Genomic DNA, 14,579 nt, shown 5'->3' with positions numbered 1-14,579 from the left:
GGAAAGATTATTCCTCTTCTTTCTCCTCTTTTTTGCCTTTTAAGATTACCTGACCTATTTCTATCTTAGCATTCTTTAGAATGATCTTAATGCCTCCCTCAACAGCCTGCGATTGGGGCATACTAAACCCGCCCATCGGTGCTATAGGAGCTGGTTGTTGAGTTGCAGCTTGTTGCGTTGTACTTGTGGGGGGCTCAGTCTTTTTCTCCTTACTAGGCGTTTTAAGTTTTAATTTTAACTTTTTTTTCTCCATTATTTTTCACCTCCAAGTTCAATTACATCTCTATATATCCTTCTTCAACCAATTTATCTACAACCTGCATGAACTGTTTTTCGCTCAATGCCAATTTATCTGCCACATCATCTAGATCTATATCCCCGCCGGACTCTTCTATGTATTTTAAAACATCGTTTTTGATTTTTCCTGTTATCTTTTTAAGTGTCCATCCTTCGGTAATCTGTTTATTATCCACCTTTCTTATAACACCGGTAACGACAGGATGATTCACTTTCAATAAAAACTTCTTTAGTGAATCAATGTCTGGTATGCTCTCATCGGCAATTTTATCTTTTAGATCTTCTGGTATATTCTCTTCTATTCTTTTTCTAAGTGTGGAAGCCAACCATACAGTCCTGTATAACCCACCATCTGCCTGTATAAATTTTTCAGAACCAAAATAACCAATACCAACACCAAGGAAACCAACTATCTGTTTACCACCACCAGCTTGTCCTGCCATGTTAGCAAAGGTTAGACCGTTTGGTGCTTTTCCTGGAAAATCTCTATCCACCCAGCCGATACCATCTACTTCCGGAATATAGAACCCTATAACTTCAAAACAACCACAAGAAGTATGTGGCGCATCAAAGAATGAGTGTAAAGTCATACGATCATAAGCACCACCAGATTTCTCTTTAACCATATCGCTAACACCAGTATATTCTCCAGTTATCGGATTAATACATTCTCCTTTAGGTATAGCAAAATTTGGTCCTTCAGGATCAATTTTAGCTGCAGCTCTTCCATCAGCCCAAGTTATCGCTCCACAAAGGGATATTCTGTCTGGAGATACACAACAGCAGCTTGTCGGTGCAAATGATTGGCATAAAGTACATCCATAAAATGTATCGACATCCTCATCATGAAGTCCTTTTGTTCTCTCATCCCTCTTTTTATATATCTCTTTTGCTTCATGTATCTGTTCATTTACTTTTTCTTCGTCTGTAATATAAATTGCTTCCATTTTTTCTATAAATGGTAATTCGTTTCGGAACAACATCATAGTAGCATCTGCAATCGTCTTAAACGTTACTCCTTTTTTAACATCCTCTTTACTTAATCTTAGCCATATATCGTATCTCTGGTTCAAATGCATGAATCCCTGAATATAATTCTGGAAATCATGAACTCTCCTCTCTAAAACGCCTTCTAATGCCTCTTCTAATTTTTCTCCAGCGACTTTATATATCTGTGCAAAAGCGATACTGGATCCTTCAGGTATATCCGGTACGTCTGGACCTATTAAAGTAAATTTTCCATCTTCCACTTCGTCCATCGGTGCAACTCGTACAAGTTCGAATCCTGGTTTCTTAGGCCCACCCAATTCCACATAGAAGTCTTTTCCTCTTATTCTTTCCCCTTCATACATCGGACTTATATCAAAGGGAAACTCTTCAGCCATCTTTTAATCACCTTTTTATTTTTATTTTAGATACGTTGTTATATAACACTATAAAAACCTTATCATTTCAATCACATAAAAAGCTATAAATAAAATTATCTTTTTACCATCCGAATATAGATGCAACGGATAACCCGATATAAACGAAAAAATACGAACCCCAAAAACTATTAAATAATACTATTGGTGTAAAATAACATAATCTGAATCTAAATAATCCACAGATCAATGCAACAAGGTCAAGAGGAGAACCAGGCCAGATGGCAAAGATTATGAGAAGAGCAAAACCCCATTTATTCCACCAATTTGTAATCTCGTTATACGTCTCTTCTGACACTCTTTTTATAACAAAAGGTTCTCCAAGCAGTTTAGCCAAGAAATAATCGATATGTATACCGATGGTATACCCAAACCCAGCACAAAAGACTGTTGGTATCTTTTCCATACCGAGCATTCCAGCCATTCCAATTGCAATAGGACTTCCCATCGGAATAAAAGTCCCTGCAATCAGTGTAATTAAAAAAAGACCAGGATATCCATACTGTAACAATCTTTCAAAATCTATCCCTAAACTGGAAATGCTATCGGATATCGTCGCACCCTCTGGCATAAAAACCCAGAGCAGGATAAGACCTATAACAACAATAACTAGACCTATTAAAGTAAGGATCAATATCGATCTAAGCAACTTGTTAGATTGCATAACTTTGAATATCTTTAATTCTTTAAATCTCTTCAAAATTATTAAACCATAAAATAGAGTGTATCTCGTCTACGAGGTATCCTACCAGCTTTTAATATAAGTTTTTCCATATCTTCCGGTGAGAGATACTCACCTACCTCGGATCCAGAAGATTTCGATATTTTTTCCTCCATTAAAGTACCACCCAAATCATTTACACCAAACAAAAGGCTTAATTGAGCCATATCAAGACCCAATTTAACCCATGACGCCTGAATATTATTTATAACATTATATAAAAGAACTCTTGATATTGCATGCATCTTCATGTCATCTATTCCACTTCTTTTATCTGCTATTCTGCCTAAAGCGTTGTTTTTACTCATAAAAGGAAGTAAGACAAATTCGGTAAACCCACCGGTCTCTTTTTGAATCCTTTTTATCCTAAGAATATGATCGATCCTATCTTCTATAGACTCTATATGTCCATACATTATAGTAGAAGTGGTAGGTATCCCGTATCTATGAGCTTCTTTAATAATCTCCTCCCATTTATCCGATGATATCTTATGTGGACAAATTTTTGATCTTACACTATCGACGAGTATCTCGGCAGCAGTTCCAGGCATAGATCCAAGCCCGGCTTTTTTAAGTTCTTTTAATACATCTCTAAAATCCATTTCGGATGTTCTTGCAGCATGATAGACCTCCATCGGCGAGAATGCATGTATATGTAACGAAGGGAACCTATCTTTTATCGATGTAACGATCAGTTTATAATCTTCCAATCCCATACCTTCCAACAATCCACCCTGTATGCAGACCTCCGTTGCACCACGTTCTACTGCTTCATCTGCTTTTGCAAGAATCTCCTCGATAGATAGTATGTATCCTTCGTTATATCTGAACGAGCAGAAAGCACAATCATCTATACAGATATCGGTAAAATTTATGTTTCGGTTAATAACGTACGTTACATAATCTCCTACTACTTTTTTCCTCATAGAATCGGCTAATTGAAACAAAATTATTGGATTTACATTATACAGGGCAATAACGTTGTTACGTTCTAAATTGCCTTTCCAAGCTTTATCAATGAGTTCATCTATCTCATTTTTTTTTAAACCCATCTTTGTCTGCATAGTTTTCAATTACCCTCCCTACTTTTTTGCTATACCATCCATACTTTACAAATTTAGGATATATCGGTAATCTCTCTTTTAATATAAAATCTTTTAATATATACTTTAATTCTTTCTCGGTCGGCCAGCGTGATTCTGGGTTTATATAATCTAAAGTAACTGTTGAGATCCCGCCTAGATCATTTGCACCATATCTCATCAATTCAGGTAATAAATTAAGCGAGATAAGGTTTGGTGGTATCTGAATCGAGATATCATCTGGAAGAATACCTCTTGCAATCCTTAAAATCTCTTTTATCTCTTCCACGGATGGTGAATTATAATACTCCATAAAGGTTCCCTTTTTAGGTATAAAATTCTGAATGATCACTTCCTGAATATGGTTGTACCTGTCATGTAAATCTCTGATTATCTTTAAAGACCTTATTCGATCCTCTTTACTCTCACCAATCCCGATAAGAATACCAGTAGTAAAAGGTATCTTTAACATTCCTGCATCTTTTATAGTTTTTATTCTAAGCGTAGGATCTTTACCAGGGCTGTTTTTGTGTACCTTGAGCATGGCCGCTTCTTCTAACATAAGACCCATGCTCGCGTTCACATCTTTTAATATATCAAGTTCATCAAAAGATATAGATCCAGGGTTGGTATGCGGAAGCATATTCGTATCTAACGCAAGAAGGCAGAGGTCTTTGACATATTTTATAAAGTCATCGTATCCTTCCTTTTCGAGCAGATTTTTAAAACCGTCCACCTCGTTGGGATACTCGCCAAATGTGAACATCGCTTCTATACATCCTTCTTTCAGACCTTTTTTTAAGATCTTTTCAACGTTGCCAAAACTAAGTAAAAAAGCACCTTTATCGTTTATATTCTTTTTAAATCCACAGTATAAACAATTATTTCTACAGATATTCGTTACTGGAATGAATACATTTTTGGAAAAAGTTACATATTTCATCGATACGAAAAGAGTATTAAAGAGGATATATTTATTTTTTATTATTTAGAAGCGCATTCAAAATGGATAAATTAGATATAATAATACCATTTAAATGGAAAGGGGCTAAATCAAGGCTTTCTAATATAATGACCTTAGAAGAAAGGGAAGAGTTTGCATTAAAAATGCTTTATGACGTGTTAACCACGCTTGAAGAACTTCATAAGGATGAATATTCTAACCTGCAAAGAAGATTTAGAGATATTAATATATCCATCTTAACGACGACCAACGACCTCCCTGATTTTATCTATAAACGATTTGAAATAATTATCAATACAAAAAAACTGAACGAGGCACTTAATGAGATTATATCTATTAAAAGCTCGAAAAACAACCCTTTGTTGATATTAATGTCCGATTTACCTTTGATAAATGTTACCGTGGTTCAAGAGATAATAAATAGAAAAGAAGATATTGTTATCACTCCAGGACGAAAAGGAGGAACGAACATACTTTTTATTAAAAATCCTTCTAAATTTAAGGTAGATTACTATGGTATAAGTTTTAAAAACCACGAGAAAATCGCTATAGACAATGGATTATCGTATCATCTATACGATTCCCTACTTGCAGGTACGGATATAGATGAAAAAGAGGATCTTCTCGATTTATTGGTTTTTGGAGACGGGGAATCAAAAAAATACTTGGAAAAATTGGGATTTATGGCTGTTAGTAAAGGAGAAAAGATCACCTTGATGAGAGAATAACGTTGTCATAATAATATATATTTATTAAGTATCTTTTTAAATTATAAGTATAGTTACCTTAATATAATTATATGATTTGATGTAAAAGGTGTACCTTCCTTGATGAGAAGAATAGAATATAGAGCATATAGCGTTAAGGATTTGATAAAGAAGATGAAAGATACATCCGAATTGATGATAGATTTGGCATATTACTCGATGTTGTATCATAGTAAAGATATAGCAAAAGAGGTCTTACATCTCGAAGAGATAATGGATTGTTATACATACCACGTACGAATATCTGCAACACTAGGAGCCAGAAACGTAAGTGAGGCGGAAGAGATGGCTGGTGTGTTACAGGTTGCTAATTCTGCAGAAATAATATCCAACGCGGCAGGAGATATAGCAAAACTAGTATTAAAAGATATGAAGATACCTAAAAGTATTATTTCTTCGCTTAAAGAGACAAAAGAGACGGTAACGAGAGTAGATATCAATGAAAAATCTCCTTTGGCTGGAAAAACTTTAGAAGAATTGAGACTAGAAACAGAGACTGGAATGAAGGTTATCGCATTAAGAAGGAATAATAAATGGATATTTAACGTAGATAAAAATACCAGATTACTACCAAACGATATAATAATTTCAGAAGGACCAGATGATGGTGTTCCAATATTATATGAACTTGCAACATGCGTTCCTTATACAACAGATGAGATAATAGAGGAATATGTGAACGATGGACTTGATGACATGACTGAACTTATAACAGAGATGAAGAATCTCTTTGAGTTAGCCGTCAGCCTTGCATATGGAGCATTGTTGTTTAACAGTAAAGATTTGGCTTATGAGGTCAGAAAGATAGAATCTAAAATGGATGAGATGCACTACGAGTTAGAATTGCTCACACTTAAAAATGCGAAAAATACAGACAATTACGATGGATTGAGATGCCTACTTGGTTTTTCAAACTCTGCAGAGATCATATCTGATGCTGCTAACGAGATGGTAGATATCCTCTTCAGGGAAATAGATACCCATCCTGCATTGATATTGGCTTTAAAAGAAGCAGATGAGATAATAACTGCTGTAATGGTAGAAAACGGATCAGAATTAGATGGTAGAATACTTGATGATCTTAATTTGGAGACGGATATTGGTATGGATGTTATTGCTATAAGAAGAGATAAATTATGGATATTTTATCCATCCAATTATTTAAACTTTGTAATAAAAGAGGGAGATATAATAATTGCTAAAGGGACTAGAGAAGGGGAAAAAGAGTTAAAAAAGATGAGTATTAATAAAAAAGGAGGAGATTAAAAAGTCAAATATTTTTAATAAATTCATCAATCTTTCTCTTTAATATATCGCTAATCTTTTTTCCATCTACCTTTCCTCTAAACTCTTTCATAACTACACCCATAAGTGGAGAAAAGGATAAATCTCTCTTATTAATCAATAAATCGCGCTTTTCTTCTATTATTTTATCAATATACTCCTCAATATCTGCCAGATCTACGGTATTTAGGCCTATATATTTTATCGCATCTTCCACAGATTTATCAGGATTTTTTGCTAAAAATTCTAAAATTTGCGGTATTCCCTCTTTAGCAATCTCTTTTGACTGAATTATCCTGAAAAGAGAGATAAAATGATTCTTAGTTATATTTTCCACAGGAATATTATTTCTTTTTAATTCTTGAGGTATTATCTCCAACGTTCGTATTACTAGGGTCGGAGGGAGGTTATACTTATTTACGACATCTTCAAAAAACCTGTAGTTTTTCGATCTCGAAATGAGTGATGCCAATTCTTCGCTAATTAGATAATCCTTAATATATCTCTCGGTTCTATGATCGATCAATTCAGGTAAATTCTCTTTTATTCTTTCTATCTTGTCCCGATCTATTATTATCGGCTCAACATCCGTCTCAGGATACATTCGTGCGGCTCCAGGTAGAGGCCTCATATATTCAGAAGTGTTGTCAGGAAGAGCTCTCCTCGTCTCTTCAGGAACGCCTATTAAAAAATAATCTGCCCGTTCAAGAATAGAATTAAGTATAGATATAGCTTTTTTCCTTTTGTCCCGTACAACAATTGCTAAATCTCCGTTTTTATAGTCTATCTCCTCCTTTAATCCTATTAATTTAGCATCTTTATCGTTAGATATGATGGCATAATAATCTGGATTAAATTTCTTTAACCGAGTATCAAATTCTCTTTCTATCTCAGGAAGATTACCAAATTTTTTTAAATTTATCGCAAAGGTATCATCTCCTGAAACATTAAATATTTTTTTATTAACGGTTGCACATCTTTCTTTAAGCGTTTTTTTTATGTTTAATAAGTTAATTTGTCTAATAACCTCATTTTTAGCCACCTCTTCTAAAGATCTGAGGTCTTGTACTCCTTTTATCTCTACTCTCGCACCATCCTTTATAGAGATATTTACATCCTGTCTTATTGTCCCTAGACCCCGCTTAACCTTTTCAGTAGATCTTAATATCATCCCTATCTTCTCTGCAACCTCCCTTAACTGTTTCAATGACTTTATATCTGCTGCGGTACTGATCTCTACAAGAGGAATACCCAATCTATCAAGAGAGTATGTATCCTCATTCTTATCGGCATTATCTATCTTTTGTGCTGCATCTTCTTCTAAACAAAGAGAAGATATCGAGACATTTCCAAAATTGGATTTTATCATCCCATTTGAAGATATGTAAGCCGTTCTTTGAAAACCAGATGTATTTGATCCGTCCAATACTATCTTTCTCATCGTAAATACTTTATCTACAGGATGCATATTCATAAGAAGAGATATGACTAACGCTATATCGAGTGCTTCGGTATTTAACGGACCTGGAGGCTCTTCATCCGCCTCTACCAAACAGGTGGTATCGTAGCCGATATATCTTATCTTTTTCTCCTTTTTCTCCTCCTCTATTGCAGCTTTGTCTTTTTCTCCTAACTCGCTCTCAGATAGTCTTAGATACCTACTAAAGCTATATTTTGCATCTTTAACATCCTTTAAAATAGGTGGGCATCTACAGAATAATTTTTCTGTAGTATCTAACTGTTGATGAATCTCCAAACCTGCTTTAAATCCTAACAATTCATAATCCAGTTGCATAAATATAACACCTAGAAATTTTAAAATTAGTATTTAAATATATATCCAACTATGTTGATCATAAAACGTTAATTGCTAGTCAGACATTATTACATTATTATAATAGTTTCTTATAATATGATTTTGTAATATGATCACTTATATTCTTATAATAAAATAAAAACAGATATATCTACTAAAAATTTAAATTTATAATAAAAAGATTTAATGATTATTTAAACTTTTTCTTCCATCAGCCCTTGCTATAACCTCTAATTTATCATTATCCGCTATATTTTGAGGGGCAATCGCATAACCACAGATCGGCGGAGTGATCTTAAACTCGGGATAAGCATTGATATCTATATTACCTGCAACTTTATATGCAGCCCAGACAAGCTCGCTACAGTAGTATTTGTCATTCTCGATCTTTTTAGCCGATGGATAAAATATGGGAATTACAAACATCCAGTTGTAATTGTAAGGTAATCCTATCTTACTCTCACAAAACTTCACTGCTTTCTTCTTGATATCTTCTGTGGTATTGACCCTACGAACCTCTACATCATCCGCCGTCCTCAATATTTCTGCATCAACCTTTCTTACACAGGGTGCCCATGCTTCTATTATCTCTCCATTCCCTGCATATATTGCAGTGTGACACCAGTGAGAACCGGACATAAATCCTAAGATCAACTTTGTAATTGGTCGTAATAATCCAGCAACCTCTGGTGAATTGATTCCATGCACACTTATTATATCTCCTACCTCCAAAAGACTCAGGTCAAGATCATTCCCAACTCCGGCATAAGTCGGTTTTTTATCCGGGTTTATAGCATAATAAGTTTTAGCGATTGCACTGACCGTGTGATTAGCAAAATCATTTATTACATCGGAAATTTTTTCAATAGGTGTTTTATCACTCATTTTTTACCTCCTGATCATGGTACGGGTCCAAAAATTGCTTCTAATCCGCTTACAAATTTATCTAATATCTCACCGATCGGTCTAGCCAGAAAATAGATAACCGGGCTTAAAAAATCTATAAAACGATATATTATCTGGAAAAACGGATTCATAAGATCTAAAAACCTACTTATCATCGAGCCGAATAAATCAAGCACAAAATCAGAGATTCCTTTAACAAAGGGAACCAAAGTACTCATAATATATGGAATATTGATCGATGACAGAATTTTTCTCACATCCATCGCTTTTAGTGCATTTGAAAATATATTTATGGTCGATTTTAGCATTTCTGGAGAAATAATAGACTTTGCCATGTTTAGCATCATTGGCATTATATTTTCGGAAATTTTACCGATTATATCTAAAAAAATGTTCGGAGATTCTATATTGCTATAGTCACTCATGATAATTTTTATGATTATTCTATAATATATAATTTTTGTTATTAAAATAAAACGAGTTGATCTTTAACCAAAAAGTTTAATATAGAGAGGAAAGAATTTTTTAATGTGAAAAATTTTATAAAAATATCAATAATTAGTTGCTTTGTATTGTTGATCGTTGCGCTTCCCGGAACTGCTGCATCTATAGAGTATATATCAAAATTTCCAGAAAGTACGTTATATCCGTCAGAACAGGTAAATCTGGAATTTTGTATACGAGATTTATCATTTAACGAAAAATTAGAACTTAATACTCAATTGATAGATCCGGTATGGACTATAGAGATTAAGGATGGCGGAGAAACGATTTTACTAAACGGTAAAGGTCCTACTTTCATTCTTCCAAAATTAGATAGCAAGACTGTTACTGTACATTTAAGTGGTAAAACTCCTATTGATATTTCTGATAAGACGATATCTCTGATTTATATTATCGATAAAGAATCTAACAGAGTAATAGATAGTAGGTTATCCAAAGTCTACGGAACAAGTAGTATTCTTCAAATAATTTATAAAAATGATGAGATTATAAACGATATGAAACTTACAGCAAAAACACTTGAAAAAGACGGTGTTAATGTCACAGATATACAAAATAAATTAAATGAGGCTACCAAGCTCAATACGGAGGCAAATAATTTATATAATAAAGGGGATTTTATATCTGTTAAACGTAACATACAAAATGTTGAACAGATAATATCTGATATAGATGCAACGCTTGAAAAGGCAGAAGGTGAGAGGCAGAGCATTAAACAGGATAAAACAAGAACTCAGGCAATCGTTTCTATAGTTGTTGTATTAGTAATAATAGTTATTGTAATAGTACTATCCATCAGAAGAAAAAGAGTGCCTCCACGAAAAAAATTGTAAATAAAGTTAATATCACTTATTTTTATTCAATCTTTTTATTTTTGGTTTTTTATAGAGCATCTTGGCTTAAAATTTAGAGTATATTCGACATTAACAAAATTAACGAAAGTTTTATATATAATAATATCACTAACTATTTGTTAGGGTCTTTGCAAGTAGGATGATAAGGGAGAAATAACGTATGAATAAAGATGATAAAAAACAGGAAGCAACAATAGATCATAACAAGGACGATTTAGTCTCTAATACAGATGCAGAGGTAGAGATCCACTCATTGAGGAAGGAATTGGAGGAAGAAAAAGCGAAATCCTTGGAATATTTAAAAAAACTAAAATATTTACAGGCAGAATTCGATAATTACAAGAAAGCTATAGATAAAAAGGTAGATGATTATCGAAAAGTCGCGGCAGAGTCGTTGGTTTTGGAATTGATCGATGTTCATGAGAATTTGGAAAAATGTATAAAAGATTGGATAAATACTAAAGAAGAAGAGAGATTAAAAGGTATTAAACTTATCTATGATCAACTTAGTAAGATATTAGAGAGCTATGGAGTAACTGAAATAGAGTGTATAGGACAAAAATACGATCCTTTCATTCACGAAGTTGCTTCTGTTATAGAAGATGATCAAAAAGAAGAGGATATCATCGTTGATATAGTAAGAAAAGGCTATAAACTAAATTCAAAGGTTATACGATATCCTCTTGTTGTAGTATCAAAAAAAAGAGATAAAGAGGTGAATAAAAATGTCTGAAAAAAAAGCTAAAAAAGAAAAGATTATTGGAATAGATTTAGGGACTACTAATTCCGCTGCGGCAGTGATTCTTGGTGGAAAACCAACTATTATTCCGGCAGAGGAAGGTATGACCCCTTATGGTAAAGCTGTCCCATCCTATGTAGCTTTTACAAAAGATGGGCAGGTATTAGTTGGTGAGCCTGCAAGAAGGCAGGCAATAAAAAATCCAGAAGGTACGGTCTATGGTATTAAAAGAAAGATGGGGCTCGACTATAAAGTAAAGATATATGGTAAAGAGTACACTCCACAGGAGATATCTGCTTTTATTCTGAGAAAGATTAAAAAAGATGCGGAAGCATTTTTAGGAGAACCTGTTAATGATGCGGTTATAACTGTACCTGCTTACTTTAATGATAATCAGAGACAGGCAACAAAAGATGCGGGAAAGATTGCAGGATTTAACGTAAGACGTTTAGTGAACGAGCCAACAGCTGCAGCATTGGCTTACGGTATAGATAAAGAAGAAAAAGAGAATCTCAACATATTAGTATTCGATTTTGGTTCAGGTACTCTTGATTGTACAATAATGGAATACGGAGAGGGAGTATTTAATGTAAAATCTACCAGTGGTGATACCAATCTTGGCGGAACAGATATGGATGAAGCATTGATGAACTATTGCTTGGAAGAATTTAAAAAAGAGGAAGGGATCGATCTAAGAAACGATAAAAGTGCTATGATAAGGCTTAAAGATGCGGTAGAGCGAGCAAAGATTGAATTAAGCAGCACGCTTGAGACTGAGATAAATTTACCTTATATAACTGCTGATAACACAGGACCAAAACATCTTATAATGAAGATAACGAGATCTAAATTAGAATCGCTTGTAGAGCCGATCGTAGAGAGATGTAGAAATCCTGTTGAACAGGCTATAAAAGATGCAAAGATCGATAAGGTGGATAAGGTTATACTTGTGGGCGGTCCGACCAGAATGCCTATTGTAAGAAAGTTTGTTGAGGATATCACAAAAGTACCACCTGAAGGTGGAATAGATCCTATGGAATGTGTCGCAATTGGTGCTGCCATCCAAGGTGGAATTTTAGCAGGAGAGGTCAAAGATGTTCTGCTATTGGATGTTATTCCGCTCTCTTTAGGTATAGAAACCCTTGGAGGAGTATTTACAAAATTAATTGAGCGTAATACTACTATTCCTACCAAAAAGAGCCAGATATTTACTACCGCTGAAGATAATCAGAGTACCGTCGAGATACATGTTCTCCAAGGTGAACGAGCAATGGCTAAAGATAATACATCTTTAGGTAGGTTTACCTTGTCAGGTATCCCTCCAGCGCCTAGAGGTGTTCCTCAGATAGAAGTTACTTTTGATATAGATGAGAATGGTATATTACATGTATCTGCTAAAGATTTAGGTACCGGGAAAGAGAAATCGATAACCATTACGGCTCCTCAAAAATTAGATGAGAAAGAGATAAATGAGAAGATAAAAGAGGCTGAACGGTTTGCAGAAGAAGATAAAAAAAGAAGAGAGGAGATAGAGCTCATAAATAATGCTGACTCTCTTGTTTATACAACGGAGAAGACTTTGCGAGAGTACGGTGATAAGATAGATTCAGAATCTCGTGGTAAGATTGAGATTATAAAGAATGAGCTCAAAGAGGCGGTAGAACAAAGGGATATCGCTAAGATACGAGAGAAACAGAAGGAGCTTATAGAGGCGTCTCAGAAGATTGGGGAGATTATTTATCAACAACAACAGCAAGCAACTGGTAGTAGTAAATCAGAGGAGAAAGAAGATACTGGTAAAAGCGAAGAAGATGTTATAGATGCGGATTACAAAATAAAAGATTAAATTTACTTTTTTCAAAAAATAAGAATGAAAGAGGAGATATTATGTGAAATACAAAATATTATTTATCTCCTCTTATTTTTTACTAATGTATGTTGATATCGTTTTCTTGTATCGTAGATAAATAATAAATTTAAAAATCTTGTTATTATCCAAAAGTTATAAAAGATAAGATAATTTTTATAGATTAAAAGATTCTTGAAATAATGGTGATATGGTAATGGCAAAGGATTACTATGAGATATTAGGTGTATCAAGAGACGCAAGTATAGACGAGATAAAAAAAGCGTACAGAAATCTTGCAAAAAAGTATCATCCCGATATTAATAAAGAGCCCGGTGCAGCTGATAAATTTAAAAAGATATCTGAAGCGTATGCTGTCCTCTCAGATGAGGAGAAAAGAAGAAAATACGATATGTATGGAGAAGAGGGTATGAGAGGATATTCTACAGAAGATATATTTAGAGGAGCAGATTTCAGTGATATCTTTAGAGACCTTGGCTTAGGAGACATAATATCCGATTTCTTCGGTTTTGGATCTTTTAGTAGCCGAGGAAGAGGTAGTAACCTATTTGAAGATTTATTTACTCAGCATTTTGAAGATAGAAGCCCGAGAGCGAGACAGAGAAGGGGCGCTGATTTAATCTATCATCTTGAGATAGATCTTAAAGAGGCCGTTTTTGGTGCAGAAAAAAAAATAAGTGTACAAAAAAACGAACTGTGTCCAGAATGTAATGGTACAAAGACCAAGGCAGGCGTACCTCCTCAGACCTGTCCTAGATGTAATGGTACGGGACAGGTTCAAAATATCCGAAGGACTGCTTATGGTCGGATTGTAAATATTATAACCTGTCCGGATTGTGGCGGGAGGGGGGATATCATTACGGATCCCTGTCCAACATGTAAAGGAGAAGGAAAGATAACTCGATCCAAAACGATAGAGATAAAGATACCTCCAGGTGTAGACAACGGGGTACGGTTAAAAATTCCAAGAGAAGGCGAGGTTGGGGATGGTCCAGGATTGGAAGGGGATCTTTATGTCGAAATACATGTTAAAGAAGATAAATTTTTCAAACGAAAAGGGGACGATTTATACTGTGAAATTCCTGTGAGTTTTGGCCAACTGGCACTCGGTGATAAGATAGAGGTACCTACTCTAGATGGCAAAAAAGCCGAGTTAAAGATACCGCCAGGAACTCAATCTCATACTACTTTTGTTTTAAAAGGGTTGGGCGTATCGAGATTAGGAGATATGTATGTCAAAGTAAAGGTAAAAATACCTAAAAAATTGACACAAAAAGAGAAAGAGCTTATTGAAGAATTTGACTCTGCTGTATCTAAGAATAAAAAACAAATATTTGGAAGGATATTCAAGTAA

14 protein-coding genes are annotated in these 14,579 nt (G+C 34.4%); 6 read left to right on the top strand and 8 right to left on the bottom strand.

The window, feature by feature from the left end:
* Nucleotides 1–7: 7 nt before the first annotated feature.
* The 5 genes from LPC15_RS02720 to cofG all read right to left on the bottom strand — a co-directional run bounded on the left by LPC15_RS02720 (nucleotide 8) and on the right by cofG (nucleotide 4,467).
* A complete protein-coding gene (locus LPC15_RS02720) occupies nucleotides 8–253 on the bottom strand; it encodes a hypothetical protein (RefSeq protein ID WP_229235180.1) in 246 nt (81 codons plus the stop codon).
* A 22-nt stretch (nucleotides 254–275) separates the two neighbouring features.
* Nucleotides 276–1,682 carry a CO dehydrogenase/CO-methylating acetyl-CoA synthase complex subunit beta gene (cdhC, locus tag LPC15_RS02715; protein ID WP_229235179.1) on the bottom strand — a complete coding sequence of 469 codons (1,407 nt, stop codon included), beginning with the start codon at nucleotides 1,680–1,682 and terminating at the stop codon, nucleotides 276–278.
* A 103-nt stretch (nucleotides 1,683–1,785) separates the two neighbouring features.
* Complete coding sequence (locus tag LPC15_RS02710; protein WP_229235178.1) at nucleotides 1,786–2,421, bottom strand: VTT domain-containing protein; 636 nt, start codon at nucleotides 2,419–2,421, stop codon at nucleotides 1,786–1,788.
* A 5-nt stretch (nucleotides 2,422–2,426) separates the two neighbouring features.
* Complete coding sequence (cofH, locus tag LPC15_RS02705; RefSeq protein WP_229235177.1) at nucleotides 2,427–3,506, bottom strand: 5-amino-6-(D-ribitylamino)uracil--L-tyrosine 4-hydroxyphenyl transferase CofH; 1,080 nt, start codon at nucleotides 3,504–3,506, stop codon at nucleotides 2,427–2,429.
* Nucleotides 3,475–4,467, bottom strand: a complete 993-nt coding sequence (gene cofG, locus LPC15_RS02700) for a 7,8-didemethyl-8-hydroxy-5-deazariboflavin synthase subunit CofG (RefSeq protein WP_229235176.1) — start codon at nucleotides 4,465–4,467, stop codon at nucleotides 3,475–3,477. Before cofG ends, cofH begins: the two co-directional genes overlap by 32 nt.
* Before the next feature lie 62 nt (nucleotides 4,468–4,529).
* Between cofG and cofC the strand changes: the two genes are divergently transcribed.
* Together cofC and LPC15_RS02690 are read left to right on the top strand one after the other, a co-directional pair.
* On the top strand, nucleotides 4,530–5,216 hold the full coding sequence (cofC, locus tag LPC15_RS02695) for a 2-phospho-L-lactate guanylyltransferase (RefSeq protein WP_229235175.1): 687 nt from the start codon (nucleotides 4,530–4,532) through the stop codon (nucleotides 5,214–5,216).
* Between the two features lie 102 nt (nucleotides 5,217–5,318).
* Nucleotides 5,319–6,521 carry a potassium channel family protein gene (locus LPC15_RS02690; RefSeq protein ID WP_229235174.1) on the top strand — a complete coding sequence of 401 codons (1,203 nt, stop codon included), beginning with the start codon at nucleotides 5,319–5,321 and terminating at the stop codon, nucleotides 6,519–6,521.
* Between the two features lie 4 nt (nucleotides 6,522–6,525).
* Here the strand turns inward: LPC15_RS02690 and gatE are convergent, their stop codons facing one another.
* The 3 genes from gatE to LPC15_RS02675 form a co-directional block, all read right to left on the bottom strand.
* The gene (gene gatE, locus LPC15_RS02685) at nucleotides 6,526–8,334 is read right to left on the bottom strand and encodes a Glu-tRNA(Gln) amidotransferase subunit GatE (protein WP_229235173.1); all 1,809 of its coding nucleotides are present in this window, start codon (nucleotides 8,332–8,334) and stop codon (nucleotides 6,526–6,528) included.
* Nucleotides 8,335–8,538: 204 nt separating this feature from the next.
* Complete coding sequence (locus tag LPC15_RS02680) at nucleotides 8,539–9,240, bottom strand: YiiX/YebB-like N1pC/P60 family cysteine hydrolase (protein WP_229235172.1); 702 nt, start codon at nucleotides 9,238–9,240, stop codon at nucleotides 8,539–8,541.
* Between the two features lie 14 nt (nucleotides 9,241–9,254).
* Complete coding sequence (locus LPC15_RS02675; RefSeq protein WP_229235171.1) at nucleotides 9,255–9,686, bottom strand: hypothetical protein; 432 nt, start codon at nucleotides 9,684–9,686, stop codon at nucleotides 9,255–9,257.
* Nucleotides 9,687–9,836: 150 nt separating this feature from the next.
* Between LPC15_RS02675 and LPC15_RS02670 the strand changes: the two genes are divergently transcribed.
* The 4 genes from LPC15_RS02670 to dnaJ all read left to right on the top strand — a co-directional run bounded on the left by LPC15_RS02670 (nucleotide 9,837) and on the right by dnaJ (nucleotide 14,579).
* A complete protein-coding gene (locus tag LPC15_RS02670; RefSeq protein ID WP_229235170.1) occupies nucleotides 9,837–10,598 on the top strand; it encodes a hypothetical protein in 762 nt (253 codons plus the stop codon).
* 181 nt (nucleotides 10,599–10,779) lie between these two features.
* Entirely contained in the window at nucleotides 10,780–11,352 is a 573-nt protein-coding gene (locus tag LPC15_RS02665) for a nucleotide exchange factor GrpE (RefSeq protein WP_229235169.1), read from the top strand.
* Complete coding sequence (dnaK, locus tag LPC15_RS02660) at nucleotides 11,345–13,204, top strand: molecular chaperone DnaK (RefSeq protein ID WP_229235168.1); 1,860 nt, start codon at nucleotides 11,345–11,347, stop codon at nucleotides 13,202–13,204. Before LPC15_RS02665 ends, dnaK begins: the two co-directional genes overlap by 8 nt.
* Nucleotides 13,205–13,415: 211 nt before the next feature.
* Nucleotides 13,416–14,579, top strand: a complete 1,164-nt coding sequence (gene dnaJ, locus LPC15_RS02655; protein WP_229235167.1) for a molecular chaperone DnaJ — start codon at nucleotides 13,416–13,418, stop codon at nucleotides 14,577–14,579.

It is taken from the genome of Candidatus Methanoliparum sp. LAM-1 (assembly GCF_020885915.1).
GTDB lineage: Archaea > Halobacteriota > Methanoliparia > Methanoliparales > Methanoliparaceae > Methanoliparum > Methanoliparum thermophilum.
The sequence above is the reverse complement of the archived record's forward strand: the minus strand, read 5'-3'. Positions and strand labels throughout refer to the sequence as shown.

Coding starts and splice junctions, on each gene's coding strand:
- LPC15_RS02720 (WP_229235180.1), bottom strand. CDS start 253: ATGGAGAAAAAAAAGTTAAAATTAAAACTTAAAACGCCTAGTAAGGAG.
- cdhC (WP_229235179.1), bottom strand. CDS start 1,682: ATGGCTGAAGAGTTTCCCTTTGATATAAGTCCGATGTATGAAGGGGAA.
- cofH (WP_229235177.1), bottom strand. CDS start 3,506: ATGCAGACAAAGATGGGTTTAAAAAAAAATGAGATAGATGAACTCATT.
- cofG (WP_229235176.1), bottom strand. CDS start 4,467: ATGAAATATGTAACTTTTTCCAAAAATGTATTCATTCCAGTAACGAAT.
- cofC (WP_229235175.1), top strand. CDS start 4,530: ATGGATAAATTAGATATAATAATACCATTTAAATGGAAAGGGGCTAAA.
- LPC15_RS02690 (WP_229235174.1), top strand. CDS start 5,319: ATGAGAAGAATAGAATATAGAGCATATAGCGTTAAGGATTTGATAAAG.
- gatE (WP_229235173.1), bottom strand. CDS start 8,334: ATGCAACTGGATTATGAATTGTTAGGATTTAAAGCAGGTTTGGAGATT.
- LPC15_RS02680 (WP_229235172.1), bottom strand. CDS start 9,240: ATGAGTGATAAAACACCTATTGAAAAAATTTCCGATGTAATAAATGAT.
- LPC15_RS02675 (WP_229235171.1), bottom strand. CDS start 9,686: ATGAGTGACTATAGCAATATAGAATCTCCGAACATTTTTTTAGATATA.
- LPC15_RS02665 (WP_229235169.1), top strand. CDS start 10,780: ATGAATAAAGATGATAAAAAACAGGAAGCAACAATAGATCATAACAAG.
- dnaK (WP_229235168.1), top strand. CDS start 11,345: ATGTCTGAAAAAAAAGCTAAAAAAGAAAAGATTATTGGAATAGATTTA.
- dnaJ (WP_229235167.1), top strand. CDS start 13,416: ATGGTAATGGCAAAGGATTACTATGAGATATTAGGTGTATCAAGAGAC.